This window comes from Arthrobacter sp. TJ-178 (genome assembly GCF_058269275.1).
In genome coordinates, this window is sequence record NZ_JBZCNK010000005.1 from 151,832 (window position 1) to 177,260 (window position 25,429).

27 protein-coding genes, 7 tRNA genes and 1 riboswitch are annotated in these 25,429 nt (G+C 65.5%); of the genes, 23 read left to right on the top strand and 11 right to left on the bottom strand.

Annotation, left to right across the window (positions count from 1 at the left end; translation table 11 throughout):
- Positions 1–4: 4 nt before the first annotated feature.
- The 8 genes from ribD to AC4D2Q_RS14435 form a co-directional block, all read right to left on the bottom strand.
- Positions 5–1,108, bottom strand: a complete 1,104-nt coding sequence (gene ribD / locus AC4D2Q_RS14400; protein WP_490947210.1) for a bifunctional diaminohydroxyphosphoribosylaminopyrimidine deaminase/5-amino-6-(5-phosphoribosylamino)uracil reductase RibD — start codon at positions 1,106–1,108, stop codon at positions 5–7.
- The gene (gene pnuC, locus AC4D2Q_RS14405; RefSeq protein ID WP_490925088.1) at positions 1,105–1,791 is read right to left on the bottom strand and encodes a nicotinamide riboside transporter PnuC; all 687 of its coding nucleotides are present in this window, start codon (positions 1,789–1,791) and stop codon (positions 1,105–1,107) included. Before pnuC ends, ribD begins: the two co-directional genes overlap by 4 nt.
- A 106-nt stretch (positions 1,792–1,897) precedes the next feature.
- A riboswitch (FMN riboswitch) is annotated at positions 1,898–2,043 on the bottom strand.
- 96 nt (positions 2,044–2,139) lie between these two features.
- Positions 2,140–2,808 carry a ribulose-phosphate 3-epimerase gene (gene rpe, locus AC4D2Q_RS14410; protein ID WP_490925087.1) on the bottom strand — a complete coding sequence of 223 codons (669 nt, stop codon included), beginning with the start codon at positions 2,806–2,808 and terminating at the stop codon, positions 2,140–2,142.
- Positions 2,809–2,880: 72 nt separating this feature from the next.
- Positions 2,881–4,419, bottom strand: coding sequence for an RsmB/NOP family class I SAM-dependent RNA methyltransferase (locus tag AC4D2Q_RS14415; RefSeq protein WP_490947211.1), 1,539 nt, complete (start codon positions 4,417–4,419; stop codon positions 2,881–2,883).
- Positions 4,416–5,345, bottom strand: a complete 930-nt coding sequence (gene fmt, locus AC4D2Q_RS14420) for a methionyl-tRNA formyltransferase (protein WP_490947374.1) — start codon at positions 5,343–5,345, stop codon at positions 4,416–4,418. The genes AC4D2Q_RS14415 and fmt overlap by 4 nt, the downstream gene beginning before the upstream one ends.
- Before the next feature lie 12 nt (positions 5,346–5,357).
- Positions 5,358–5,957 carry a peptide deformylase gene (gene def / locus AC4D2Q_RS14425; RefSeq protein ID WP_490925085.1) on the bottom strand — a complete coding sequence of 200 codons (600 nt, stop codon included), beginning with the start codon at positions 5,955–5,957 and terminating at the stop codon, positions 5,358–5,360.
- A gap of 120 nt (positions 5,958–6,077) precedes the next feature.
- The gene (locus AC4D2Q_RS14430) at positions 6,078–6,959 is read right to left on the bottom strand and encodes a cytochrome (protein ID WP_490947212.1); all 882 of its coding nucleotides are present in this window, start codon (positions 6,957–6,959) and stop codon (positions 6,078–6,080) included.
- A gap of 193 nt (positions 6,960–7,152) precedes the next feature.
- Positions 7,153–7,227 (bottom strand) — tRNA-Val (locus AC4D2Q_RS14435).
- Between the two features lie 465 nt (positions 7,228–7,692).
- Between AC4D2Q_RS14435 and AC4D2Q_RS14440 the strand changes: the two genes are divergently transcribed.
- The 8 genes from AC4D2Q_RS14440 (at position 7,693) to AC4D2Q_RS14475 (ending at position 9,454) form a co-directional block, all read left to right on the top strand.
- Positions 7,693–7,766, top strand: a tRNA-Gly gene (locus AC4D2Q_RS14440).
- Between the two features lie 62 nt (positions 7,767–7,828).
- Positions 7,829–7,902, top strand: a tRNA-Cys gene (locus tag AC4D2Q_RS14445).
- Positions 7,903–7,926: 24 nt separating this feature from the next.
- A tRNA-Val gene (locus AC4D2Q_RS14450) sits at positions 7,927–7,998 on the top strand.
- Positions 7,999–8,033: 35 nt separating this feature from the next.
- Positions 8,034–8,107 (top strand) — tRNA-Gly (locus AC4D2Q_RS14455).
- 45 nt (positions 8,108–8,152) lie between these two features.
- Positions 8,153–8,224, top strand: a tRNA-Val gene (locus AC4D2Q_RS14460).
- A 25-nt stretch (positions 8,225–8,249) separates the two neighbouring features.
- A tRNA-Gly gene (locus AC4D2Q_RS14465) sits at positions 8,250–8,323 on the top strand.
- 402 nt (positions 8,324–8,725) lie between these two features.
- On the top strand, positions 8,726–9,070 hold the full coding sequence (locus AC4D2Q_RS14470) for a hypothetical protein (protein WP_490947213.1): 345 nt from the start codon (positions 8,726–8,728) through the stop codon (positions 9,068–9,070).
- Positions 9,071–9,202: 132 nt separating this feature from the next.
- The gene (locus AC4D2Q_RS14475; RefSeq protein ID WP_490925080.1) at positions 9,203–9,454 is read left to right on the top strand and encodes an antitoxin; all 252 of its coding nucleotides are present in this window, start codon (positions 9,203–9,205) and stop codon (positions 9,452–9,454) included.
- A gap of 123 nt (positions 9,455–9,577) precedes the next feature.
- Here the strand turns inward: AC4D2Q_RS14475 and zapE are convergent, their stop codons facing one another.
- Positions 9,578–10,615, bottom strand: coding sequence for a cell division protein ZapE (gene zapE, locus AC4D2Q_RS14480; RefSeq protein WP_490947214.1), 1,038 nt, complete (start codon positions 10,613–10,615; stop codon positions 9,578–9,580).
- 346 nt (positions 10,616–10,961) lie between these two features.
- Here zapE and AC4D2Q_RS14485 point away from each other — a divergent pair, with 346 nt between their 5' ends.
- The 3 genes from AC4D2Q_RS14485 to ybaK all read left to right on the top strand — a co-directional run bounded on the left by AC4D2Q_RS14485 (position 10,962) and on the right by ybaK (position 12,935).
- Entirely contained in the window at positions 10,962–11,867 is a 906-nt protein-coding gene (locus tag AC4D2Q_RS14485; RefSeq protein WP_490925078.1) for a sulfurtransferase, read from the top strand.
- Positions 11,868–11,929: 62 nt separating this feature from the next.
- A complete protein-coding gene (locus AC4D2Q_RS14490) occupies positions 11,930–12,394 on the top strand; it encodes a SufE family protein (protein ID WP_490947215.1) in 465 nt (154 codons plus the stop codon).
- Between the two features lie 31 nt (positions 12,395–12,425).
- Positions 12,426–12,935 (top strand): Cys-tRNA(Pro) deacylase, encoded by a 510-nt coding sequence (gene ybaK, locus AC4D2Q_RS14495; protein ID WP_490947216.1) that lies wholly within the window; start codon positions 12,426–12,428, stop codon positions 12,933–12,935.
- Between the two features lie 15 nt (positions 12,936–12,950).
- Here the strand turns inward: ybaK and AC4D2Q_RS14500 are convergent, their stop codons facing one another.
- Positions 12,951–14,258, bottom strand: a complete 1,308-nt coding sequence (locus AC4D2Q_RS14500) for an alpha/beta hydrolase family protein (protein ID WP_490947217.1) — start codon at positions 14,256–14,258, stop codon at positions 12,951–12,953.
- Between the two features lie 119 nt (positions 14,259–14,377).
- Entirely contained in the window at positions 14,378–15,721 is a 1,344-nt protein-coding gene (locus AC4D2Q_RS14505; protein ID WP_490947218.1) for a C1 family peptidase, read from the bottom strand.
- 263 nt (positions 15,722–15,984) lie between these two features.
- Here AC4D2Q_RS14505 and AC4D2Q_RS14510 point away from each other — a divergent pair, with 263 nt between their 5' ends.
- The 12 genes from AC4D2Q_RS14510 (at position 15,985) to AC4D2Q_RS14565 (ending at position 25,426) form a co-directional block, all read left to right on the top strand.
- Complete coding sequence (locus AC4D2Q_RS14510) at positions 15,985–16,476, top strand: hypothetical protein (protein WP_490925074.1); 492 nt, start codon at positions 15,985–15,987, stop codon at positions 16,474–16,476.
- Positions 16,477–16,490: 14 nt separating this feature from the next.
- The gene (msrB, locus tag AC4D2Q_RS14515) at positions 16,491–16,937 is read left to right on the top strand and encodes a peptide-methionine (R)-S-oxide reductase MsrB (RefSeq protein ID WP_490925073.1); all 447 of its coding nucleotides are present in this window, start codon (positions 16,491–16,493) and stop codon (positions 16,935–16,937) included.
- A gap of 4 nt (positions 16,938–16,941) precedes the next feature.
- Positions 16,942–17,487 (top strand): flavin reductase family protein, encoded by a 546-nt coding sequence (locus AC4D2Q_RS14520; RefSeq protein WP_490925072.1) that lies wholly within the window; start codon positions 16,942–16,944, stop codon positions 17,485–17,487.
- Between the two features lie 280 nt (positions 17,488–17,767).
- Positions 17,768–18,121, top strand: a complete 354-nt coding sequence (locus tag AC4D2Q_RS14525) for a ferritin family protein (protein WP_490947219.1) — start codon at positions 17,768–17,770, stop codon at positions 18,119–18,121.
- A gap of 41 nt (positions 18,122–18,162) precedes the next feature.
- Positions 18,163–18,624, top strand: a complete 462-nt coding sequence (locus AC4D2Q_RS14530; RefSeq protein ID WP_490947220.1) for a hypothetical protein — start codon at positions 18,163–18,165, stop codon at positions 18,622–18,624.
- 51 nt (positions 18,625–18,675) lie between these two features.
- On the top strand, positions 18,676–19,650 hold the full coding sequence (locus AC4D2Q_RS14535; RefSeq protein ID WP_490947221.1) for a hypothetical protein: 975 nt from the start codon (positions 18,676–18,678) through the stop codon (positions 19,648–19,650).
- Between the two features lie 19 nt (positions 19,651–19,669).
- Positions 19,670–20,998, top strand: coding sequence for a V-type ATPase 116kDa subunit family protein (locus tag AC4D2Q_RS14540; protein WP_490947222.1), 1,329 nt, complete (start codon positions 19,670–19,672; stop codon positions 20,996–20,998).
- Complete coding sequence (locus AC4D2Q_RS14545; RefSeq protein WP_400932619.1) at positions 20,995–21,456, top strand: ATP synthase subunit C; 462 nt, start codon at positions 20,995–20,997, stop codon at positions 21,454–21,456. Before AC4D2Q_RS14540 ends, AC4D2Q_RS14545 begins: the two co-directional genes overlap by 4 nt.
- Positions 21,453–21,680, top strand: a complete 228-nt coding sequence (locus AC4D2Q_RS14550; RefSeq protein ID WP_490947223.1) for a hypothetical protein — start codon at positions 21,453–21,455, stop codon at positions 21,678–21,680. Before AC4D2Q_RS14545 ends, AC4D2Q_RS14550 begins: the two co-directional genes overlap by 4 nt.
- Positions 21,680–22,207: a hypothetical protein gene (locus tag AC4D2Q_RS14555; protein WP_490947224.1), complete on the top strand. Its 528-nt coding sequence runs from the start codon at positions 21,680–21,682 to the stop codon at positions 22,205–22,207. The genes AC4D2Q_RS14550 and AC4D2Q_RS14555 overlap by 1 nt, the downstream gene beginning before the upstream one ends.
- Entirely contained in the window at positions 22,192–24,027 is a 1,836-nt protein-coding gene (locus AC4D2Q_RS14560; RefSeq protein WP_490947225.1) for a V-type ATP synthase subunit A, read from the top strand. Before AC4D2Q_RS14555 ends, AC4D2Q_RS14560 begins: the two co-directional genes overlap by 16 nt.
- Positions 24,014–25,426, top strand: coding sequence for a V-type ATP synthase subunit B (locus AC4D2Q_RS14565; protein WP_490925064.1), 1,413 nt, complete (start codon positions 24,014–24,016; stop codon positions 25,424–25,426). The genes AC4D2Q_RS14560 and AC4D2Q_RS14565 overlap by 14 nt, the downstream gene beginning before the upstream one ends.
- Positions 25,427–25,429 lie beyond the last annotated feature (3 nt).

Genomic DNA, 25,429 nt, shown 5'->3' on the forward strand with positions numbered 1-25,429 from the left:
CTCCTTACGGTAGTTCGGGAGAAAGGCCGGCCGATTCTGGCACCGGTTCAAGCCGCAGCCGCAGGTCGGCACCCAGAGGCCGGGCGGCACCGCCGCCGGTCTCATCCCAGCGCCACCGGGAGGCATCGGCGAGGGTGCTCACGCCAAGGTTCGCGAACGCTGGGGTGCCGGCGCCGAGCAGGAGGGGCGCCACATAGGCCACCAGCTCATCCGCCAGCCCGGCGCGCAGGAAGGCGCTGGTGACTGTCGCACCGCCTTCGACCATCAGGTGCCGGACGCCGCGGGCGTAGAGTTCCCGGCAGATTTTCACCGGGTCATGCTCCTCCAGCTGCAGGAATTGGCTGTCGGTCCCGCGGACGGCCGCGTCGGCAGGTACCGGCCGGCGGCCGACGACCACCCGCAGCGGCTGCCGGACAGCGTTGCGGCCTGCGGCGTCGCGCGCGGTCAGCTGCGGATCGTCGGCGAGCACTGTCGAGGTTCCGACGACGACGGCGTCCGCCCGAGAGCGGATGGCGTGAGCATCGGCGCGGGCCGGGGCGCCGGTGATCCATTGGCTGCTGCCGTCAACGGCTGCGGTCCGGCCGTCCAGGGTTTGGGCGGTCTTGAGTGTCACGAAGGGCCGTTTCTCCTGCGCGGCGCGGATCCAGCGGTGGTTCAACTCGGCGGATTCCTGCGCCAGCAGGCCGCTCTGAACCTGAACCCCGGCGGCGGCAAGGGCTGCCGCTCCCCCGGCGGCTTCGGCGGTGGAATCTGCTGCCGCATAAATCACCCGCGAGATGCCGGCATCGATGATGGCCTGCGAGCAGGGGCCGGTCCGTCCGGTGTGGTCGCACGGTTCCAGGGTGACCACCATAGTGGCCCCGGCGACGTTTGTTCCGCTGGCAGCAGCGTTGCCGAGGGCATCGGCTTCCGCGTGGGCGGTTCCGGCGCCGCGGTGGAAGCCGCTGCTCAGGACCGCCCCCGCGGGGTCGAGGATCACTGCACCCACCAGGGGGTTCGCACCGCGGACGCCCTTGCGAGCAAGGTCCAGCGCGAGCGCCATGGCATTGCGCTGACTGCGTTCGGCAGCGCCGCCGTCAGCCGGACTTTCGCCGTGCAGGCCGGTCACCGCACGATCCTGGGGTCCGGCATCACCGTCTCAATCTCGGGCTTTTCGTTCTTCTTGGCTTTGGCCCAGACAAAGAACCCGATCAGCGTGAAGATGCCGTAGAAGACGTACATGAACGCCGTGGCGTAGTAGCCGGCACTGAACAGGAGCGGAACGCCCACAATGTCCACGGCAACCCAGATCAGCCAAAACTCCACCCACCCCTTGGCCATGCCGTAGGTGGCGAGCAGGGAGCCCACGAAGGTCCAGGCATCCGCCCAGACCGGTTCATAGGACCCCAGCCGCGCAAAGACCGGGGTCAGTGCCACGGTTCCGATCAGCAGGGCGGCCACCAGGCCGATGCGTTCCCGGTTGGAGGCCCACTGCGGCGTAACGGCACTGCCGCCGTCGTTCCGGCTCTGCTGCCAGCGCCGCCAGCCGTAGATGGAAACGGCGATGAACATGATTTGCCGTCCGGCCTGGCCCAGGAGCGTTGCGGAGTCCGCGTCGCCGAACAGGGATCCGAGGAAGACGGTGAGGAGGAGGATGTTGCCGAGAATGCCTGCCGGCCAGGCCCAGACTTTACGGCGCATACCGCCGAGGGCGCTGAGGAGCCCAAAGATGTTGCCTACGACCTCGCGGACCAGCAGGGATGAAGACCCTACCTGTACCTGAGCGTCAAAGAGCCACCGCAAAAAATCCATGTCGTTCCTATCCCCTTAGCGGCGGCTCCGGGGGTACGACAGTGCGATGCATCGACGCTCAGACGTCCCCGCATGCGGAGACGTTAAACGTCGGTTCAACAAACTGCACGTGCTTCTCCCATCCAGACTTTAACTGTCGGTACTGGAATTTCACCAGTTCAACCGCACCGCTTTTCCCGGGGTTCGGGAGCTGCAGTGCGGGTCGCGGACTATAACCGCCGGTTCGGAATTACACCGACCCCGGAGCACGATTGTTAAGACCATTCTTACACAGACGCGGTGGTGAAGCGCCAAAATTTGGTGAAGGTTCAAGTAATAATGGTCACGCCACGACGGCGGCGGAACCGTTTAGCGCCGGGAGACAGCTTCCGCGGCGGCGCGCAGCTTGCTGATGGCGTCGTTGGGATCGCCGCTGCCGTAAACGGCGGATCCGGCCACAAACACGTTGGCCCCGGCCTCGGCGGCGCGCTCAATGGTGTCGGCCGAAATCCCGCCGTCCACCTGGATGGCCAGCGGCAGGTTCGAGCCGCGGACGGCCTCGGCGGCACGGCGGATTTTCGGCAGTGTCACGTCCAGGAACTTCTGCCCGCCGAAGCCCGGTTCCACGGTCATGATCAGCAGCATGTCCAGCTCGGAAAGCATGTCCAGGTACGGTTCCACCGGGGTGGCCGGCCGCAGCGCCATGCCGGCCTTCGCGCCGCGGTCCCGCAGGTCCCGAGCCAGCTTGATCGGCGCGGCGGAGGCTTCCACATGGAAAGTCACTGAGGCCAGTCCCAGCTCTGCGTACAGCGGCGCCCAGCGGTCGGCGTCGGAAATCATCAGGTGAGCATCCAGCGGCAGCGCCGACACCTGCTGGATCCGTTCCACCACTGGCAGTCCGATGGTCAGGTTCGGCACAAAATGGTTGTCCATGACGTCCACGTGGACGGCATCGGCAGTGCTGATCCGCTCAAGCTCCGCCTGCAGGTTAACGAAGTCGGCCGAGAGGATGCTCGGGTTGATACAGCACGTGCTCATGATTCTCCTTGTAGCTGCTTTGGGGCGGACCGGCGCGCGCCGGCCCGCCCCGCAGGGCAGATCGGGACTGGATTAGACCTTGCGGCGGATCAGGGACAGGAACATCGCATCCGTGGAGTGGATGTGCGGCCACAGCTGCGCGGTGAGCTCGTGTCCGGCTCCGAGGTTGCCGGTGAGGCTGACATTGTCCAGCGCCGCTCCGGCGTCGAGCAGTTCCAGGTCATTGCGCAGGCGCAGCACGTCGGCGACGACGGCGGTGGTCTCGGCCGGATGCGGGGAGCAGGTCACGTAGGCCACGACGCCGCCGGGCTTGACGGCATCCACGGCCGCGGTGAGCAGCTCGCGCTGCAGGGCACCGAGTTCCCCCACATCGGTGGGCTTGCGGCGCCAGCGTGATTCCGGCCGGCGGCGCAGGGCACCCAGGCCGGTGCACGGGGCGTCCACGAGGATGCGGTCGAAGGTGTCCGGGTACTGCTCGGCAATGCTGCGGCCGTCGCCGGTGCGGACGTCCCAGACGTCACCGGGAACTGCTTCCAGGGCCTGGCGGACCAACTTGGCACGGTGTTCTGCCGGTTCGTTGGCCAGCAGGACGGCACCCTTTTCGTTGGCCAGGGCGGCCAGCAGGGCCGCCTTGCCGCCGGGGCCGGCGCAGAGGTCCAGCCACTGTTCCCCGTCGCGGCTGCCGTCAGCAGTGCGGTCGCCAATGTCCACGCCGGCCAGGGCGCGGGCGACGAGCTGGGAACCGGCGTCCTGGACGCGGGTGGTGCCGGCGCGGACGGAGTCCAGTCGGCCGACGTCGCCGGCCGAGTACAGTGCCGAGTCGACAACGAGTTCGCCGTCCACGGCCCCTGCTGCGCGGGCTTCATCCAGGGTGCCCAGTCCGGGCAGGGCAACCAGGTTCACCACGGGGGCATCGTTGTCCGCCTGCAGCAGGTCGCTGATCTCGTCCACGCTGCGGCCGTGGGCCACCAGCGACTGGCGCAGGGCGCGGACGATCCATTCGGGGTGGCTGTGTTCAATGGCGGCACGCTTGGTCGCGTCGGTTTCGCCGCGGGTCAGCTCTTCGAGCCAGGTGGCCAGGTCCCGGGCTGCAACCTTGCGCAGCACCGCGTTGATGAGGGCTGACGGGCCGGCTCCAATGACGGCACGGGCCAGGCCGACGGTCTGGTCCAGGGCCGCGTGAGCCGGAACGCGCATGGCCAGCAGCTGGTGGGCGCCGATGCGCAGGGCATCCAGCACAGCGGGGTCCAGCTTATCCAGCGGGCGGTCCACGCACTTGGCGAGAATCGCGTCATACATTCCCTGGCCGCGCAGGGCGCCGTAGGCGAGCTCGGTGGCAAAACCGGCGTCGCGCTTGTCCAGGTGATGCTTGCGGATGCTCTTGGGCAGCACCAGGTTGGCGTACGCGTCGTCCTCGGAGACCGCACGAAGCACCTCGAAGGCCACCAGGCGTGCCGGGTCGGCCGCCCGGGTGCGCTGGCCCGGTGCCTGCTTGGTGTGGCTGCGCACGGAGGGACGGCTGCGCTCATGTCCCTTTTCGTTGCGCACCTTGCCCCGGGCTGAAGGGTTGGAGGGGTTGCTGTTCTGCGGTGTGCTGTTCTGGGGGGTCATTCGAAGACCACATCCTCACGGTTGGCCAGGCCGCGGGCCCAGTCGGCCCCCGGCATCATTTTCTTACCGGCGGGCTGCACCTGCGCCAGTTCCAGGCCGTACGAACCGGTGCCAACAACGGCTGCTGCCTGCGCCCCGCCCGTGAAGCGGACCTGGCCGGGAGCCAGATCGGCAACGTCGGGGCGCAGCACCGCGGCGCCGATCTTGAACCGGGCACCGTCCCAGGTGGTCCAGGCACCGGGCTCCGGCGTGACGCCGTTGATCCGGCGGCGGATCGCCAGGGCCGGCTGGTCCCAGTGCACGCGGGCATCGTCAATGGTCAGTTTGGGAGCCAGGGTGATCTCCCCGGACTGCGGCACGGCCTGCGCTGAGCCGGCGTCGACGGCGCTCAGCGTCTGCGCAAGCAGCACGGCGCCGCTGTGTGAGAGCCGTTCCAGCAGGGCACCGCTGGTGTCCTCCGGGTGCAGCGTCTCGGTCAGCTGGCCGTAGACGGGACCGGTGTCCAGTCCCTTTTCCAGCAGGAAGGTCGAAGCGCCGGTGACGTCGTCGCCGTTGATAACGGCGTGCTGCACGGGCGCGGCGCCGCGCCAGGCCGGCAGCAGGGAAAAGTGCAGGTTGATCCAACCGTGTTCGGGGATGCTCAGCGCCCGTTCGGGAATGAGTCCCCCGTAGGCAACAATCGCAGCCACGTCGGGGTTGGCAGCGCGGATGGCGGCAACGGCGTCGTCGTCAATCTTGGCCGCACGGATCACCGGCAGGCCCAGTTCCTCGGCACGGGCGGCGACGGGCGACGGCGTCAGGGTGCGCTTGCGGCCCAGCGGTGCGTCGGGGCGGGTGAGCACGGCGACGACGTCGAACCCGGCTTCAAGCAGGGCGTTGAGCGAGGGGACGGCAACGGACGGGGTGCCGGCGAAAAGTACACGCATAGCCACGGAGCGCTAGGCCTGTCCGGCGGTGCCGAATGAGCTGCCGGCACCGAATGACGCACCGGCACCGAACGCGGAACCGACAGTCTGGGCGCGCTCTGCCGTTGTGCGTCCGGCAATGGCGTCATAGTCCGCCTGGCGGATGGCGCGCAGCGCTTTCTTGCGGTCCTCGCCTTCCAGCCGGTCGATGTACAGCACGCCGTCCAGATGATCGGTTTCATGCTGGAAGGCGCGGGCAAGCATTCCTTCACCCTCGAGGGTTACGGGGTTGCCGTCCTTATCCACGCCGGTCACACGGGTCCAGCGGTAGCGCGGAACGGGAAAGCCCAGTCCGGGAATGGACAGGCAGCCCTCCACCTGGTTCTCCTGGCGGTCTTCGCTGAGTTCCAGGACCGGGTTCACCACGTGCCCGGCCTGACCGTCAATCCGGTAGGTGAACACCCGGAGGCTCACGCCCACCTGGGGTGCGGCAAGTCCGGCGCCGTCAACATCCACCATGGTTTCTTCCATGTCGGCGACGAGCTTGGCCAGTTCCGGCCCGAAGTCCGTGACCTCCTCGGCCCGGGTCCGCAGGACGGGGTCACCGATAATCCGGATGTTCAGGATTGCCATCTAGGTTTCGTTCCTTACTGTTACTGACTGTTTCTGCGCTGCTGCTGACGAATTGTTGCTCAGACCAGTCTAGTTGTGCCCGGCACGTTGCTGCGCCCCCGCACGAACAGGCGTGCCTGCCTAGGTCGCAGACGTCTGGGGTGCGCGGACCGCGTGGGCTCCCGCCGGCGGCGGCGCGATGGGCAGGAGCGCACGGCCCGCCCCCGCGACGTCGTACGAGGTCTGCCAGAGCCGGCGCAGTGCACAGAACTTGAACCAGTGCTGCGGCAGGACTGCGGGGTTGGCACGCATGGGCCGCACTTCGGTCTGCCCGATGGCGACGCCGAGCAGCAGCGGGTCCTCGCCGTAGGCCCACGGCTCCCAGCTGCCCGTGCCGGCGTCGACGAGTGATTCCTTCGCCTTCATGCCCGCCACCAGCTGCATGACAACCTTGTCATCCAGCGGCTTCACCTGGCCGTCGCGGTCCGTGTTCTTGGTCTTGTAGTCAATGAGGCAGAGGCGGCCGTTGATGCGCGCCACCAGGTCAAGTGTTCCGGCGTAACCCAGCTCGTCATTCCACACGGTGATTTCCGGTGCGAGCGGTTCCACCTGATAGAGGTCCCACCACTCATCAAACCGGTCGGCAAACTGGTGCTCTCCGTGTTCCAGCAGCGCCGTGCGTGCTGCTTCCAGCTCGTGCGGCAGATCCAATGCACGCAGGGAAACCTGTTCGCAGTAATAATGCACGCGGGTGCCCCGTTCCGCTGCCTGGTCCCGGTAACGCTCCGATGCGCGCGAGGCTTCCTTAACGAGGGAGCGCAGTGCACCCGGGTTGCCCAGGCTTGCCGGCAGCTTGGGATCCTTCACCACGGCGGTGGCCGCCATGTGGCTGTGCCAGCCGTCCAGAGAGGTGGATCCCTGTGCGATCACGGTGGTGATGGAGGGTACCGTGGGCGGTTCCGAGAGGGAACGGGAGTACATCCGCCCGAATTCTGTTGCATGTGCCAGAGCTGGTTCAGTCATATCTTCAGTTTGCCACTGTGCACTGACAGAAGTTGGCGGGGCCTTCCGGGACACGGCCGGCAACCCGCCCGCTGCGGGGTTTGGCTTTCCGGCAGGAATTAGGCGGCACCGCCACCGGAAACGGTTCCACACAGGGTCCTAACTGGCTCCAGATACAACAATGGAGGCCCCGGACGGGACCTCCATTGTTATTTGGTGGGCGATACTGGGTTCGAACCAGTGACCTCTTCGGTGTGAACGAAGCGCGCTACCACTGCGCCAATCGCCCCCATAGCTGCGTGTTGTTTTCACAACTGCAACATCTAAAGATGCTAGCCCAGATCGGGACAGGCTCCAAACCGGCGGTGCTTTCGCGTGTCAGCCCTTCACTAAAGCTGCTTTTACGACGCCGGTTTGACGAATCTTGCACGGGTCCGCGTGAGCGCGGCGGGTTCGGCCGTCGGCCAGGTACGACGACGACGGCGGCACCTCCCTGGCCGCCGTCGTCGTACCTTTGCCTTGGTACCAACGACTAAGCGGACCGTTCACGCTCCTCAAAAACGAACCACTGCGGCCGATTCCCGCACCCACCTGCGACGACGTGCCGCTGCCGATCAGCTGCCTGTTCAACCCGAAATTGGGCTCGATTGGACGAACCGCGAATAGTCCTATAGAGTTTTTCTTCGTTGGAAAGCGGGAGTTCGCCGCGAAAAGCGAAAGCGATTCGGGGTTAATTACCTTACTTCTTCAGCATGCGGACGTAGCTCAGCTGGCTAGAGCACCACCTTGCCAAGGTGGATGTCGCGGGTTCGAATCCCGTCGTCCGCTCGCAAGTCACTGTACAAACCGGTTGATTCTGACTGGTCGGCCTATGCTAACGCAGCGGTCACGGTGGGGTGGCCGAGAGGCGAGGCAGCGGCCTGCAAAGCCGTATACGCGGGTTCGAATCCCGTCCCCACCTCCACAGAGGACTTGCAAGCCCTTTTGGGCGCGATTGGCGCAGCGGTAGCGCGCTTCCCTGACACGGAAGAGGTCACTGGTTCGATCCCAGTATCGCGCACTACAGTTTGTGTTTTTGACGCACAACTGTGTTTTGCGGACGTAGCTCAGCTGGCTAGAGCACCACCTTGCCAAGGTGGATGTCGCGGGTTCGAATCCCGTCGTCCGCTCTCTTGACTGCACCGGTCCCCCGCCAGGGAGACTTGATGCATCAAGCGCGATTGGCGCAGCGGTAGCGCGCTTCCCTGACACGGAAGAGGTCACTGGTTCGATCCCAGTATCGCGCACGGACAACTTTGGTTGTCTTGTTTTGCGGACGTAGCTCAGCTGGCTAGAGCACCACCTTGCCAAGGTGGATGTCGCGGGTTCGAATCCCGTCGTCCGCTCGCAACGCTGCAGAGCAGCAACTGAAGGAGCAGGCTACTTAGCCTGCTCCTTCAGTGCTTTAAGCCTCCCTGCCAACTCGCAGGCACCCATGGTCCAAACATTTTTCAATGCACCAATGGATGGATCAGCATAGAGGCGGGTCTCCCCGGGCGCCGCACGCATTTCAAGCGAGGCGTATGTGTGTTCAATGTGAATTGTCACCGGAGTATTGGAATCCGTGCAGTGAAAATAAGTGCCGGCTTCGGCGTACGGACTGCTCTTTTTCGACGACTGCCGGACATTAGCACCCCCCAGGGTTGTATGAATACGAGATCTTTCGATCCATAAATGGGCCGCCTCCCGCTTACCTCCAGAAAAATCCACCAACCCGGCAACGGGCAGGACTATATGGGCCGGGGCTCATGACCCTCCCACTCGGTGGCCACAATTACAGCGGCTGCTTGCCAACATTCCCTTGCTTATATTTTTTCCGCCTTGATCATTCAATGTGGGGTAAGCAGACAAAGTACATCGATATTTCGCGTCAAGACCGCCGTGATAACGTGTCCCGCATGGATCGTCGAATAAGGTATGCAGCCATCCTGATCGCAGCGTTTTTCCTTTTGGATATTCTCGACCGAAATGGGGTGATCCCGCCCGAGGTGGCAATTCCGGCCGCCGTCGCACTCTTTGTCCTGGTGTTCATTGGTGTAGTCGCTGAGTCATTCACCCGGGCGGGCAAGGATCGCCGGATGCAGGAGCGTTGACCCCGTGAGCATCCCGGGCCATGGATCGGCTCCATCCCCCTTGTTTTTCAGTCCTTGGCCCAGCTACTCAGGTGGCTTACCATGGGTGGTGAACGGGAAACGTATGGTTTCCCCTGCGAAAGGAGGTGGTCCGTGTCTGTATTTGACGGGCTCAAGGGCAAGGCCGGAGAGCTGAAGGACAAGGCTACCGAGCTTGTGGGCGGAAATGCTGACAAGATCAAGGGCGGCATCGATCACGCAGGGAAATTTGTCGATCAGAGGACCGGCGGAAAGTACTCCGACAAGATCGATGGCTTCCAGAGCAAGGCCTCTGAGGCGGTAGACAAGGTCGACCGCAATCAGGGTCCCGGAACCGAATCCGGACCGACTCCTCCGGCCGTATAAGCTTTCAGAGCACGACAAAGGGTCCTGGTCCCGCCGAGAGGCGGCACCAGGACCCTTTGTCGTTAATGCCGGTCTGCAGTTCTGAAGCACGGCGCCGACTTGACCAGCTAACGACCCGACAGGCTAGGCAACTTCCCCGGTCTGGCCTTCGCGCGCCAGGGCGGTAAGGCGGGAAACCGCGCGGAAGTACTTTTTCATGTATCCGCCGTTCATCATTTCTTCAGTGAAAAGCTGATCAAACGGAACGCCGCTGGCGAGGATGGGAACATCCTTGTCATAGAGCCGGTCAGCCAGGACGACAAACCGCAGGGCAACGGACTGCTCCGTGATCGTGCTCACGTTGTGCCAGGCAACCGCGTCAATGCCCTCGATGAGCTGGCGGTAACGGCTTGGGTGGACGCTGGAAAGGTGATTGATGAGCGTGCTGAAGTCATCTTCGGCAACAACCTTGCCGCTGAACTCTGCAGCAACCCGGCTTTCCAGTTCTTCCTCGCTGACAGGATCCGGAGACTGCGGCAGCCCGCGGTGCCGGTAGTCGTCACCGTCAATGCGCACGACGTCGAACTGATCCGCCAGAACCTGAATTTCACGCTGGAAGTCAACGGCAGCAAAGCGGCCTTCGCCCAGCGAACCCGGAAGCGTATTGGAAGTGGCGGCAAGCTTGACGCCGGCATCGGCCAGTTCCCGCATCAGGCGGGACATGAGCACCGTGTCCCCCGGATCATCGAGTTCAAATTCGTCGATGCACACCAGTTTGTAGGCGCTCAGGGCATCGACGGTCTTGCGGAAGGAGAGTGCGCCCACAAGGTTCGTATACTCCACAAACGTGCCAAAGGCCTTCGGACCCTCCACCGCGTGCCAGAGTGAGGCCAGCAGGTGGGTCTTGCCGACGCCGAAACCGCCGTCGAGGTAGAACCCGGCCTTGGAATCAGGCTTCTTGGCACCGAAAAGCTTGCGCAAGCCTGTGGGCTCGGGGACGTCGACGGCGACGGCAAAGTTCCGCATGGCGCTCACGGCCTGCGCCTGCGAAGGCTGCGAGGGATCAGGACGGTAACTGTCGAAGGAAACCTGACCGAAACGGGGCGAAGGGTAGAAACCCTTTAGCAGTTCGTCCGTCGAGACCCGGGGAGTCCGCTCTACAAGGTGCTCCGCTTGTGCCACTGTGCGCAATCCGTCCATCCGATGTTGAAAGCCGTCAAAAAGGTCCCCGGTTGATGCGGCCAGTGGTACCAAGCTGCCGCCGGCAAAATGCCGCCGTTGCAACGATACGCCAACAGTGCGCCGCCGCCCGTCTGCGGTCCCTCCGTTTTGGCCGGATCGGCACCGGGGCGGGTCACCGAAACCGTTCAGCAAACTCCGCAGATAAGTTCTCTGCTCTTCCCTGGAATGCCGGCCCTAGCCGCTGAGGAAGTTTTCACCGGCTCACATCGTTAGGCTAGAGGTAAGCCCGTGCCGCCGCTTTTGCGTTCGGCAGCAGACAATCCGACACCGAAAGAGGCGCCCGTACATGTCGATTGCCCCTGACACCGCATCCAAGTTCTCCGAATACGCCCACCCCGAACGGCTCGTTTCCACTGCGTGGCTGGCCGAAAACCTCGGCTCCGAGGGCCTGGTGGTATTGGAATCCAATGAAGACATCCTGCTGTACGACACGGGCCACATTCCGGGCGCACGGAAAATCGACTGGCACACGGACCTTAACGACGCCGATACCCGCGACTTCGTGGACGGTGCCGCTTTCGCTGATCTGATGTCCCGCAAGGGTATTTCGCGTGATTCCACCGTGGTCATCTACGGAGACAAGAGCAACTGGTGGGCCGCCTATGCCCTCTGGGTCTTCACGCTGTTTGGCCATGAGGACGTCCGTCTGCTCGACGGCGGCCGGGACAAGTGGATCGCCGAAGGCCGCGAACTGACCGAGGACAAGCCCGAGGTGTCGCGCACCGACTACCCCGTCGTCGAACGCAACGACGCACCCATCCGCGCCTACCTGCCGGACGTCCTGGCGCACTTGGGCAAGGGGCCGCTGATCGACGTCCGCTCCCCCGCGGAGTACACCGGCGACCGTACCCACATGCCCGATTACATGGACGAGGGTGCCATGAAGGGCGGACACATTCCCACCGCAGCCTCAGTGCCGTGGGGCAAGGCCGCCGCAGAGGACGGAACCTTCCGCACCCGCGCCGAGCTGGAGGCCCTGTACCAGGACCAGGCAGGCCTTCGGGAGGGCGACGACGTCGTTGCCTACTGTCGGATCGGTGAACGTTCCAGCCATACTTGGTTTGTCCTCAAGCACCTGCTCGGCTTTGATTCCGTGCGCAACTACGACGGATCCTGGACCGAATGGGGCAACGCAGTCCGCGTTCCCATCGTCAAGGGTGAAGCTCCCGGCGAAGCACCGGCTGCACGCTAACCCGCGCAGCACATCCACCCAACCAAACAGCAGACCAGCGCCACAGCAGAAAGCCGAAGCACATGAGCACCACAACACCCACCACCGTCCCCGCGCAGCTCGCGGAAATCATCGAGGACTTCCAGGCCTTGGAAGAAGCTGAGCGGCTCGAGCTGCTTCTGGAGTTCTCGCGGACCCTTCCGGCCCTTCCCGAGCACCTTGCCGACCGGCCCGAGCTGCTCGAACAGGTCGTGGAATGCCAGTCACCGCTGTTCCTGACCATCGAGGTGGATGACTCCCCCGAGCGCCGCGTCCAGCTGTACTTCTCGGCACCGCGGGAAGCACCGACAACGCGCGGGTTCGCCAGCGTCCTGCACGAAGGACTCAACGGCCTCCCCGCCGCGGAGATCCTCGCGGTTCCGGCGGACGTTCCCGACCGGCTCGGCCTGACGCGCGCCATCACCCCGCTGCGGATGCGCGGAATGTCCGCCATGCTTGGCCGGATCAAGCGACGCCTCGCGGACAGTGAGAAGCCGGCACAGGCATAAGCACCGCTACTAACCCAGGAGGGCCGCAGTCATGGCAGGGAATCGGGACAAGCATTCGGGCAAGGGCGCCACGCCGGCCACGCAGCTGCTGGACGACCAGAAGATTCCGTACACGGTCCGCCACTACGAGCATGACGCCGGTGCCCCCTCCTATGGGCTGGAAGCAGCCGAAAAGCTGGGCCTGCCGCCCGAAACCGTCTACAAAACGCTGATGGTGGACCTGGGTGGCCGCCTGGCGGTAGCGATGGTGCCTGTGGCGCTGAACCTGGACCTGAAGAAGTTCGCTTCCCTCATGGGTGCGCGCAAGGCCGTGATGGCGGACCGGCACGAAGCGGAGAAACGCACCGGGTACGTGGTCGGAGGTATTTCCCCGCTGGGGCAGAAGCGCTCTTCCCCCGCCGGGATCGACAGCCGGGTGGAACTGCTGGACACCGTGTACGTGTCCGGGGGCAGGCGCGGATTGCAGATAGGCCTGTCCCCCTTTGACCTGATCCGGCTCACGCAGGCCCTGACGGCCCCGATCGCCGCGCAGCCGTCCTAACCGGAGCGGCCGCCGCTAAAGACCCGGGGACGGCGTTTCGGCGTCCAGCCGGCGCACCGCAGGATGCCGGGTGCGCCCCAGGATGTTGTTGAGCCACACCAGCACCGTAGTCTCCCAGCGCTCGGGATCCACGTTGTACTCCTTGGTGTGGCCGGCCTTGGAGAACCGCTCGAAGGTCACCACGCCGGGATTCTTTTCCGCCAGCTCGGCAGAGGGACCGGACGGCACAAACTCGTCATCCTCGCTGTGCAGGATCAGGGTGGGAATCCGGATCTCCTCGGCCCTTGAAACCCAGTCCATGCTCTTGAGGTCCAGCGGCGCGGCCAGACCGGTGAGGGCACGGCCGGCGGGATTCGAGATCAGCCACTGGCCCAGCCGTCCGGACTGCACCGGAATGCGGTTGAGGCGGGCGTGGTGGCTGAGCACATCGAGCCAGTTGATGACGGGACCGTCCAGCACCAGCGCCCGGATGTGCCGGCGCAGCGGAGAACGGTCGGCAGCCTGGAGGCTGACAGCGCCGCCCATGGACCAGCCGAAGAGGACAACGTCCTTGGCACCGTGGTTCAGGGCGTATCGGATGGCAGCTTCGACGTCGTGCCATTCAGTCAGCCCCAAACCGTACCGTCCGTCCGGCGTGTAGGGAGCTTCGCCGTCATTCCGGTAGGAAATGAGCAGACTGGTCAGCCCGGCCTCACGGGCAGTGCGCACCGCGCGCAGGCACTCGGTCCGCTGGGCACCGCGGCCGTGGACCATGATGGCCCAGGTGGCGGCGTCGGGATCCGCGCGCACCAGCCAGGCAGGTGCCAGGCCGCCGTCCACGGGAACGTGAACTTCCTCCTCTGCGAGGCCGACGGCGGACGGGGACGGGTAGATGGCACCGCTCCACCAGCCGCGCAGGGCTTTGGCGAGGTCGCCGCTGTAGATTTCCTCGACGTCGCGCTGCACCGTTCCCTCGCGGGGAACGTAGGAGCGGATGGCACCGATCCGCGCATGGCCCTTGCCGCCGTCGAAATACAGGCTGTAGGTGCCGTCCACAGTGGTGTCTTCATTGGCCGGAAGAATGATCTGCTTCCCGTGCTCCGAATCGAATACGGCAAGGATCTCCAAATTGGCATCACGGGTGCGGCGCGGAGTGACTACCTGCCGGGCAAAGTAGACACCCAGCCCGGACGTCGCAGCGAAAAGCGCTGCTGTTGCCGCCGCGCCCACCCCCGCACCGAAAGCCGTCCATTTAATCCACGGAGCGGAAAGCCCGGACGCGGGCTCGGGTGCGGGAACATCGGTAACAGCCGGGAACGGAAGCGAGGGGATGGAGAGAGGCATACCTCCATTCTTACCGATGGATTAACGCAGCGCAGCGCGCCCGTGCCGCCTGACACCCAACTGTCGCCTGAGACACACCTTTCGGCCGGCGCACGGCCGTCATTTGCCTCGTCAACGAATCAGGCAAGCGCCCCCATCGGGTCCCAGGCCGGCAAGACCAGCGGCTCTTCCGACAACGCGGCCTTCAACGGACCGGTCAGCCGGGATTTATGCACGACGACTTCAAAGACGTACTCCTCGAACCAGGAATCATCCATGGTGCAGAAGCCCTTGTCGAACTTCTCGGTGCCCCAGGAGTTCTCGACCCGCCAGCGGCGCGGCTTTCCGTTCGCCAGATCGACACCCGTGAACAGCATCGCGTGGGTCATCGCGGAATCCCGGTACCGCACCCGGTCTTCCTTCGTGGAGACCATGTCCACTCCGTAGACCCCGGAATAGTCGAAGAGGTCCCCCGCCCACACTCCGTCCTTGCCGGACATCTGCGGTGAGACGTCGCAGCCGAACCACACCGGCTCTCCCCCGGCGATCGCTGCTGCCGTCAGCTCCCGCATAACGGCAATATCGGCATTGAGGTAGAGCACCGGATCTCCGCCGAGCACATTGCCCAGATGAGCCACAGTCAGCGGGGTGTTTTTGGGATGCTCCGGACGCGGATCATCGACCAGGCAGACGTATTCGTCCAGAGCAATTTCGGTAAACTCCGTGAGGAATTCCTGCGGAGTGAAGGATCCGGCATTGTGATATTCCTTGTTGTCATCATTCCAGGCCCATTCAAATTCCTGCGGCGGCGTACCCAGATGAATGGTCAGGATGGCATGGAAATCCTTCAGGATCCGCTCCTTGTGGGCGGCCACCTCAACAGGTCCTGCGCCCGAGGCAGCAACGTCGCGCAAAACCCGCGCTTCCTTGCGCAGATAGCTCCTCAGCGACTGGTTCATGGCGGAGGTGTTCGAGGATGACTCCGTCTCGGGCATGACCTCCTTCGGCACCACGCCGTGCTTCTTGAACACGCTGACTGCCATGTTCCACTGCCCGCCGTCGTTCATGACGTCCCCCAGCAGAAAGGACAGCAGCCGGTCATCCGGGCTTCGGTCCGTGAGCGTGATCATGTCCTCCAGGAAGCTGTTGGCCCGCTCCAGCTTGTCCCAATACATGGCGTGGTTCTGGCTGAATTCAAAGTTCTTGACCGACAGCTTCTTCCGGGCGTCTGCGCGAAGAAGGTTCAGTGCCGCAAAGAGCCAGCAGCGGCCGCTCTTCTTCTGGTCCGCCGCATCCCAGTCGTCCAGCCGGTGGGACATGGTCTTGGTAACCGTGAGCAGGCGGCTCCGGTTCAGGGCCACGTCATTGACCGGGACAGCTGTCACCGCGTTCTGCGCGCGTACCTGCCGCGGATCCGAGGTAAAGCCCTTGCTGAGTGCCTCCACGAATTCCGGGTTCAGCTTCCGTTCCCGTTCCTGTTCCACTTTCGGGGCCTGATGCTCTTTTGCGGTGGCGTTAATCGACAAGGTATTTGCTCGCTTCCACGTTCGGGACAGCCGTTCCAACAGCGGCAGGCACCGAGTATACGTTTTGAATATTTCGATCAACAAGGACTTTCCGAAATTCCTTTTCCGTCAACCGATTTTCAAAACCCCCCTAATCTTTTACTGCACAAGATTCAGGGGCCTCTTGCGGCTGGAGGTGCTGGCAGCATCTGCAGTGTCCGGGGTAGGACTAAGCTGTCCGCATGACTGCAACAATCGTGGTGCTGACCGAAGAGTCCCTCAACGACGTGGACATCTCCAACCTGCGGTATCTGATCCAGGACAACCCGGCCCGGTTCGAGGTCCTGGTGCCGGCTGATACCGGACGCAATCTGCTGGTCGATATCCTGGACAACCTGAGCATGCTGGATTTCTCCGCAGCGCTTCGCAACCTGACCGGTGAAAAGCCCACAAAGGACCAGGAAACCAAGGCCGCGGAAGTGGAGCTGGCCGAATCGCTGAAGCTGCTCGCGTCGTCGGGCCTGGACGCCACCGGCTCAGTGACCGGAGAGGACCCGGTCCGGGCCGTGGTCACCGCAGCCAAAGCCTCCAACGCGCAGCAGGTGGTGGTCATCACCATGCCGCACGCGGTGGAAGATACCTTCCGCACCGACTGGGCGAACGAGGCGCAGGACCGTCTGGGAGTGCCGGTGCTGCATCTCTACTCCGGTTCGGGATTTATTGGCGACTCTTAAGCGTTGACGCGAATATGACTGAAGACACCACCGGCACCGTGCCCGTACAAAAGACCGACGATCAATGGCGTGAGGAACTGACCCCCGAGGAATATCAGGTCCTGCGCAAGGCCGGAACCGAACGCCCCTACACCGGCGAATACTGGGATACCAAGACTGCCGGCGTGTACCAGTGCCGCGCCTGCGGCAGTGAACTGTTTACCTCCAGCGAGAAATTCGACTCGCACTGCGGCTGGCCGTCCTTCTTCGCCCCGCTGTCCGAAGGCAAGGTCCGCTACCTTCATGACCGCAGCATGGGGATGGACCGGATTGAGGTCCGCTGCGCGAACTGCGACTCTCACATGGGCCACCTTTTTGAGGGCGAAGGCTTTGATACGCCCACGGATCAGCGCTTCTGCATCAACTCCGTGTCCGTGAAGCTGGTTCCCGCGGATTCCGCTTCCGGCGACAACGCCAAGTAGCACGGTGGAACACGGCGTCTTCCGGGGAGAGCTGGTGCCCTCCCCGGAAGTGTCCGATGAGGCGATCGACAGCTACCGCCTGCTCAGCGCCGATATTGCCTCCGGCGTGGCTGTTGTCTCCACCCGGCTGCGCGGAAGAGACTACGCGGCCACCGTGAGCGGCTTCCTTTCGGTTTCCTACGACCCGCCAACGCTGCTGGTCAGCCTGTACGCCGAGTCACGGATCGCTGAGGCCGTGGTGGACAGCGGCACGTGGGCGCTGAGCCTGCTCTCCGCCCGCCAGCGGGGCACAGCAAACTGGCTGGCCAGCCCCGGGTCTCCGCTGGAAGGTCTGCTCAGCCAGGTGGATTACGGCCGCGGCCCCGTCACCGGCGCGGCCGTCATCGAGGGCTGCATTGCCTGGTTTGAAGTCCGCACCACCCAGGTGACGACGGCGGCCACCCATCAGTTGGTGGTGGGTGAAGTGGTGGCGATGGGCCGCCGCGCCTCGGCCGACGACGACGCCGACCCGCTGGTGCACTTCGCCTCGGCTTACGGACGTCTCGCCTAGCATTTCCGTTCTTTCGCACCGCTTCGTTTCAGAACCCGTCCGTTCAGACCGGACCATTCCCACCGATGCCAGGCCCGGATGCGCTGTACCTCTTCAGTGCATCCGGGCCTTTTTGCATGTCACCGATGGACCCCGGGCCTGCGCCATTGTTTCCCTGCAGGGCCCACCCTAACCTCGGATAACAGGCAACCACGGGGGATGCATCGGAAGAGTGCCGTACTTTGCGGGCTCTTCTCCAACCCGGACACGCGCCTGAACCGGGCCGCATCAGGAGATCATCATGGGAACAGAGCAGTACCACGAGCCGCCGTCTGAACTTCCCGCCGAAACCAGGACTTTTGCGCGGATGTGCGCCAGCCTGAGCGAAGAGGCCGAGGCCATCGGCTGGTATGTGCAGCGCATGGCAGTAGAGCCAGACGCGGAATCACGGGCCATCATGCATGACTCCCTGGGCGAAGAATTCAAGCATTTCAGCATGGAACTTGAGTTCCTGCTGCGAAGGACACCGCTGTGGCGGGAAATTGCCCGCGGCATCCTCTTTACCGACGGGGACATCGTCCAGCACGGCGAAGCGTCAGAGGCTCAAGCCACAGAAGACAGCACCGGGGGTTCCGGCGCACAAACCGGCGGCTAAGTCCGCAACATCCGCACAACTGCTTCCCGGGAGGTGCCCTGATGGCACGCAACAGCTTGCTGGACCGGTTCCGTCCTGTGGGTGCCCCGGGGCCGGCCGGACCAGCCGGAGTTCCGGCCACGGACAATCAGGGCCCTGAGGCGGAACTCGTCCCGGTCTTTGAGGCGCTGGATCCCACTGTCCGGGAAACCGAAGCACTGACAACAGACGCGGTGAGGCGGGCAGTGCAGAGTGTAAAACAGGCCCGCGAGGAGGCGGCAGCCATGGTGGAAAAGGCCCGCATGGAATCCGGAGCAGTGCGCGCAGAGGCTGCCGCCGCCGTCGCCCGGGAAGCCGCGGCTGCTGATGAGGAGATGCTCCAGCGGGCCCGTGAAGAAGCGGACGAAATCAAGCGGCGGGGAGAATCACGGGTGCCGCAGCTGGCAGCGGTGATTGTGGCCGACTTGGTGCGGAACCTGCTCAGCTCCGCGTCAGGTGCAGGGGCGGAGAACAGCACCGAATGACTCACGGGGAACAGCCAGTGAAAGGTACCTGCACATGAGGAATGTTCGGCGATGAGATCCGACTGGGTAGCGGCATCAGTGCGTGCGCGCTCGATGGCTCAGCGCCGGGCCGGAGCAGGAACCTGCCGGATTGTCGCCGCAGCCCCCAATCTGCAGGCCGGCCTCGAGCGGCTTTCCGAGAGCGCGTACAGCGACGAGCTGCGCGCGGCACGGACACTGCCGGAAGCGAACCTTGCCACCCGGCGAACGGTGCTGTGGCAGCTGCGCGTCATGGCGGGCTGGCTTCCCGCCGGCGGAGCACGGCTGGTCCGCGCCGCGGCAGCAGCATTCGAGGCGGACAACATCCTTGCCCTGGATCTGCTTCTGCGCCGTGGCCAGCAGGCGCCGGACGCGGGTCCATCTGCCGGCGACCGGCATGCTGCCGCAGCAAATCGGGACCAGCAGTTCTTTGATCTCGGCGGGCTGGCCACAGCGTGGCCGCGGCTCCGGACGGCAGGCTCCGAGCAGGACCTTCGGCTGATCCTCTCGGCGTCGCCCTGGGGCGATCCCGGGACGGAAGCCGCCCTGGCGGACGTGCTGACCGTTGTCTGGCTCCGGCGACTTGCCGCCGAAGCCGCTGAAGTCCGGCCCTGGGCAGCCTCGGCCGGAGCACTGCTCTGTGCCCGCCTGGTCCTGGTGAACAGGACGGCCCCGGACCAGCGGCTGCTGACTCTGCTGCGCCCGCTGATCGGAACCGGGTGGACGGGCGCTGATACCCCCGAGGCCCTGCGCGCTTCCCTGCCGCCGGCAGCAGCCCGGGTGTTGGAACCAGTGGCAGACCCCATGGACCTGTGGCGGGCTGAGGCGGCTCTGGCCACGCGCGTGGAGACGGACGGTTTTCACCTGCTCCGTGCCGGGCTGCCGGGGCCCGACGTCGTGCTGGGCGCCATGGCGGTACTGGCAGTGGACGCCTGGCGGGTGAGGGCCGCGCTCGCTGCCGCAGCCGTGAATGCCGGATCCAGTGAGGTGCTCAATGCCGTGGCGTGAAACCCTTAGCCCTGTGCGGATGGAACGCATTGCCCTGGTGGCGCCGCTGGAGGCACAGCACAGCATGCTGGTTGATGTGGCGCGCACCGATGCAGTGGAACTTGACCTGCCGTACGAGGCGGGAACAGGCCCGGAGGAGATCGACCGGGCAGCGGAAGCCGCCGTCGTCCACGGCCCTGTGGCCGCCCTGGTGGGCTGGTCACCGTCCCGCGAACTGCCCCAACTGCAGGCGGCGCTGGAACCGCACGGAGCCTCCGCCGTCGTGCTCCGGCGCCCGCGCGGCGTGCAGCCGCCCACCCTGCTGACCGGCGACGACAGAAAACGCCGCCAGGTGCCGGTGCTGTCCCGCCTGCTCGTGGACACCTACACCACCGTTCCGTACGCGGATCTGGACCCGGCCAGGATTGCCGGCGTCGCCTACGTGGTGATGTTCGGCGTGATGTTCGGCGACGCCGGGCAGGGAGCCCTGCTGGTGATTGCCGGACTGCTGATCCGGTTCCTGAAGGTGCCGTGGCTGGAACGGTTCCGCCGGACCTGGCTGTTCATTACCGGGGCCGGGGTGGCCGCCGTCTTCTTCGGCTTCCTCTACGGTGAGTTTTTCGGACCCACCGGCGTGATCCCGGTGCTGTGGCTGGAGCCCCTGGAAGAACCGATCCCGCTGATGATCGCGGCCGTGGTGCTGGGCGCGGTCCTGCTGGCCGGCTCCTACACTCTGGGCACCATCAACCGGGTCCGTGAGGGCGGCTGGGCCTACGCACTGTACGCCCGCTCCGGCCTGGCCGGAGCACTGTTGTTCGCTGCGGTGGGCCTGCTGGCATGGGGGCTGCTGGCTTCCAATGCAGGCATCCTCGTCATCGCGGCCGTGGCCGCACTGATTGCCCTGGTGCTCATGTTCATCGGCCTCTTCACCGAGTCCGGAGGCGGAGCCACGGGCGGGCTGCAGGCCAGCGTCGAACTGGTGGACTCCGTGGTGCAGCTCGGCTCCAACTTGGTGTCCTTCGCCCGCCTGGCGGCCTTTGGCCTTACGCACGCCGCCCTCCTGATGGTGGTATGGCAGGCGACCACAGCTCTCTGGGCACCGGACTGGCGGGCGGTTTTGGCCATCCTGGTTTTCATCGTCGGCAACATTCTCACCTTCGCGTTGGAAGGACTGGTGGCCGGCATCCAGGCTCTGCGGCTGGAGTATTACGAGCTGTTCTCCCGCGTGTTCCAGGAAGAGGGCCGACGTTTCCAGCCATGGCATCCCGACACCGGCGAACAGCCGCGGACGCCCCTCCCGGCGGCCTCCGCCCAACCGTTACAGGCACAGCAAGCTTCCCCGTCTCCGGCTGAAAGGCACCTCCCATGAATCCCTGGTTTGCCGGCCTTCCGCTGGTCCTCGTCCTCGTTATCGCGCTGATGGCCGGAGCGGTGATGCTGATGCGCCGCAACAGGCGCACCGGCATCAAGGCGCTGCTCGGCGTGAACGCACTGCTGATGGCCGGAGCGCTGGCCCTGTTCGCGGCCGCGTTGAATGCCGCCCCGGCCTCCGCAGGGGTGGGCGACGGCGGCGCCGCATCCACCGCCGTCGCTGCGGCCACTGAGGGAAGCGACAGCAGCGGTGCCGCGCTGATCGGGGCCGCGATCGCCGTCGCCGGCTCCTCGATTGGTGCCGCCATTGCAGTGGCCTACACCGGCTCCGCTGCTCTGGCCGCCATGAGTGAACGGCCCGAGATCTTCGGCCGGGCGATGGTGGTGGTGGGTCTGGCCGAAGGCATCGCCATCTACGGGCTGATCATTTCCATCATCCTGATTGGGCAGGCATGACCAGCCCCGGCACCGTGGCCGCACTCGGCGAACCGGCGCTGCTTCAGGGATTTCAGCTGGCCGGCGCCGTCCTGTATCCGGCGTCTGACGCCGTCCAGGTGCGTGCCGCGTGGCGCAGCCTGCCGGACACCGTGGCGGCAGTAATCCTGACACCGGCGGCCGCGGGCGTGCTCACCGCGGAACGCGATGACCCGGCAGCACCCCTGTCAGCGGTGCTGCCCTGATGAGCCGGTTGCCAGCGGGGTCGGATGCCGCTCTGGAACCGGTGCGTTACGCCCTGCGCCGCGGTGCCGAAATGCAGGCCCGGGGCGACGCCGACGACGCGCGGCGGCAAAGCGCCGAGATTCTCGCCTCGGCCCGGGCCGAGGCAGAACAAATCCGGCAGGAAGCTGTGCGTCAGGGCAGCGAGGCAGCACGCACTGAAGCGGCCGGGCGATCGGCACGCATCCGCCGGCAGGCACGCCGCACTGTCCTGGCACAGCAGGAAGCGCTGCGCACCGAACTCATCCGCAGCGTCATGGAACAAGCCGGCCAGCTGCGCAGCGACCCCCGCTATCCCCAGATGCTCCGGCTCCTGACGGAGCGGGCGGACGCGATCCTGGGGCCGCTGGCTTCGGTGACGGAAAGCTACAAGGGCGGTGTGACCGGATCGGCCGGTTCACGGCATTTGGACCTGTCGCTGCCGGCGCTGGCTGAACAGGCCCTGGAGAACCGTGCCGGGGAGGTGAGCCGGTTATGGACCGACGAGTGAGCGCCTCGGGCAGCAGCTCCGCTTCCGGCAACAGTTCCGCATCCGGCACGGGGACCATCACGCGGGTCAGCGGCCCCCTTGTGGAGGTCACCGGGCTGCCGGGTCTTTCCATGCTGGAAGTTGTTGCCGTGGGGCCTGACCGGATTTCCGCCCAGGCCGTTGCCATCAACGGTGCGGATGCCACCCTTCAGGCGTACGAGTACACCGGCGGACTCAAAGCCGGTGACCCCGTGGAGCGCACCGGACGCCAGCTCTCCGGTCTGCTGGGCCCGGGGCTGCTGGGGACGGTGTTTGACGGTTTGCTCCGGCCGCTGTCCTCCGCACCCCTGTGGCTGACCCAGGATCGCCAGGCCTCCGCAGAAGATCCAACGGTGCTGGGAACCGAATGGGGGTTCACGCCGTCGGTCTCCGTGGGCGACACGGTGCAGCCGGGGCAGGTTCTGGGCACAGTGCCGGCCGCGGGGACGGTGGAGTTCCGGGTCCTGCTGCCGCCGAACATTGGAGGGGAAGTTCAGTGGCTGGCCGACGGCCCGGTGCGTCCGCTGGATCCCGTGGCCCGGGTGGGCGGAGTGGACGTGCCGCTCGCACAGCAGTGGCCCGTGCACAGCCCGCGGCCCTTCGGCGAGCGCCTGAGCGAGGCCGTGCCCCTGCAGACGGGCCAGCGCGTGCTCGATCTGCTCTTTCCCCTCCCCCGGGGTTCCGCAGCTGCCGTGCCGGGCGGCTTCGGAACGGGCAAGACCCTGACCCTGCAGCAGATCGCCAAATGGTCCGACGCCGATGTCATTGTCTATGTGGGCTGCGGCGAGCGCGGCAACGAGATGGCGGACGTGCTGGACGGGCTCTCCGACCTGGAGGACCCCCGGACCGGCGGGAAGCTCATAGACCGGACAGTGATCATTGCCAACACGTCCAACATGCCCATGATGGCGCGTGAAGCCTCCATTGCCACCGGGGTCACGGTAGCCGAGTTCTTCCGGGACATGGGGTACGACGCCGTGGTCATTGCGGACTCCACCTCCCGCTGGGCCGAAGCGCTGCGCGAGTTCGCCAACCGCAACGGAGATCTCCCCGCCGAAGAAGGCTATCCCGCCTCCCTGGCCAGTGAGCTTGCGGCGTTCTACGAGCGGGCGGCGCGGGTGCGCACCCTGGGCGGGGCGACGGCGTCGGTCACCGTCATTGGTGCGGTCTCCCCTCCCGGCGGAGACATGAGCGAACCGGTGACCACAGACACCCAGCGCTTTGTGCGTTCCCTCTGGGTGCTGGACCGTGATCTGGCCTACTCCCGGCACTACCCTGCCGTCAGCTGGCGCGGTTCCTTCTCCCGGGATGCGGAGGCACTGGCCCTCTGGCACGCAGCACACGGGGATCCGCTCTGGGCCCAGCGGCGTGCCTCCGCCACCCTGCTGCTTTCCGAGGCGGACCGGCTGACCGCGCTGGCCGACATCATCGGCACCACGTCCCTGCCCGGGCATGAGCAGATGGTGCTGCTGGGCGGGCGCCTGATACGCGACGGTGTCCTGCTGCAGAACGCCCTCAGCCCCAATGACGGCTACTCCTCCGCCGAAAAGGGCTCCGCCCTGCTGCAGATTGTGCTGGAGGTGGTGGACGTCTGCCAGGCCCTGGTGGCGCGCGGGGTGCCGCCTGCCGACGTCGAACGCGTTGACTTCACCCCGATTTTGAGGCTGCGTGAGGACACCGGTCCCACCGATGCCGACGGCGTCGTGGCGCGGGGACGCGCGTTCCTGCGCGAACTGCAGCAGCTGGACGGGCCGGCAGAAACGGCCGCGAACTCACCTGGAGGCGCACATGGCGGAACCTGACGGCACTGCAGTCCCCCGGGTGGGCCACAGCGGCGTGCGAGAACTGCGCGGGCCCCTGCTGGTCCTGGGCGACGCCGCCGGAGTGGGCTGGGACGAGTTCGCCGCCGTTTCCGTGGCAGGGCAGCCGGACCGCCACGGGCTGGTGCTGGAAGTGGACGGGGATGAGACCACGCTGCAGATCCTGGAAGGCACCGAGGGCATGTCGCTGGGCGGCATCGAGGTCCGTTTCTCCGGGCGGCCGCTGGCAGTTCCCACCGGCACCGGCTGGCTGGGCAGGGTGTGCAACGGACGCGGTGAGCCGCTCGACGGCGGGCCGCCGGTTACCGCGGAGACCTCGGCCCCCGTGGGCGGCTGGCCGTTGAACCCGGTGTTCCGTGAACCGCCCAAGGATCCGGTCATCACGGGGGTCTCCGCGATCGATGCCCTGACCACGCTGGTGCGCGGACAAAAGCTCCCCATCTTCTCCGTGCCGGGCCTGCCGCACCTGACCCTGGCCACGCAGATCGCCGCCCAGGCGGCCACCTCCGCGGGCCGGGCGTTCCGCGTGGTGTTCGCCGCCATGGGCATGACGCACGCGGACATCGCCTTCATCCGCGACCGGCTGGAGGAACGCTCCGCTGCCGGGGAGCTGGTGCTGCTGCTGAATGCAGCGGATGATCCCGTGATCGAACGCATCCTTACTCCCCGGATTGCCCTGACCGTGGCCGAGTCCCTGGCCTACGACCATGACTCCGACGTATTGGTGATCATGTCGGACATGACCAGCTACGCCGAAGCCGTCCGTGAAGTCTCCGCCGCACGCCGGGAAATCCCTGCCCGCCGGGGTTATCCGGGGTATCTGTACAGCGACCTGGCCACGCTGTATGAGCGCTGCGGCCGGGTGCAGGGCCGGGAAGGTTCCGTCACCATTGTGCCGGTGCTGACCATGCCGGCCGGGGACATCACTCATCCCGTTCCGGACCTCACCGGATACATCACCGAAGGGCAGATTGTGCTGGAACCGGACATCGATGCGCGCGGCATTTATCCTCCGGTCGATGAGCTCTCCTCCCTGTCCCGCCTGATGCGCAGCGGTGCCGGAAAGGGCCGCACCCGGGAAGACCATCTGGACGTCGCGGCGCAGATCCTCTCCGCCATGGCCCGCGCAAGATCTGCAGCGGAACTGGCGGAGCTGGTGGGAACGGCGGCACTGAGTGAAACCGACAATGCCTACATCAAGTTCCGCAACGTGGTGGAGCACGACCTGCTGAACCAGGGCCGGGACGAGCTGCGGACCTTCGAGGAAACCATGGACCGGGCCTGGCGGGCGCTGTCGCTGCTGCCGCGCCGGGAACTGAACATGCTGTCCAACGAGTTCCTGGACAAGTACCTGCCCGGTCCCGAGGGTGATGCCCGGTGAGCG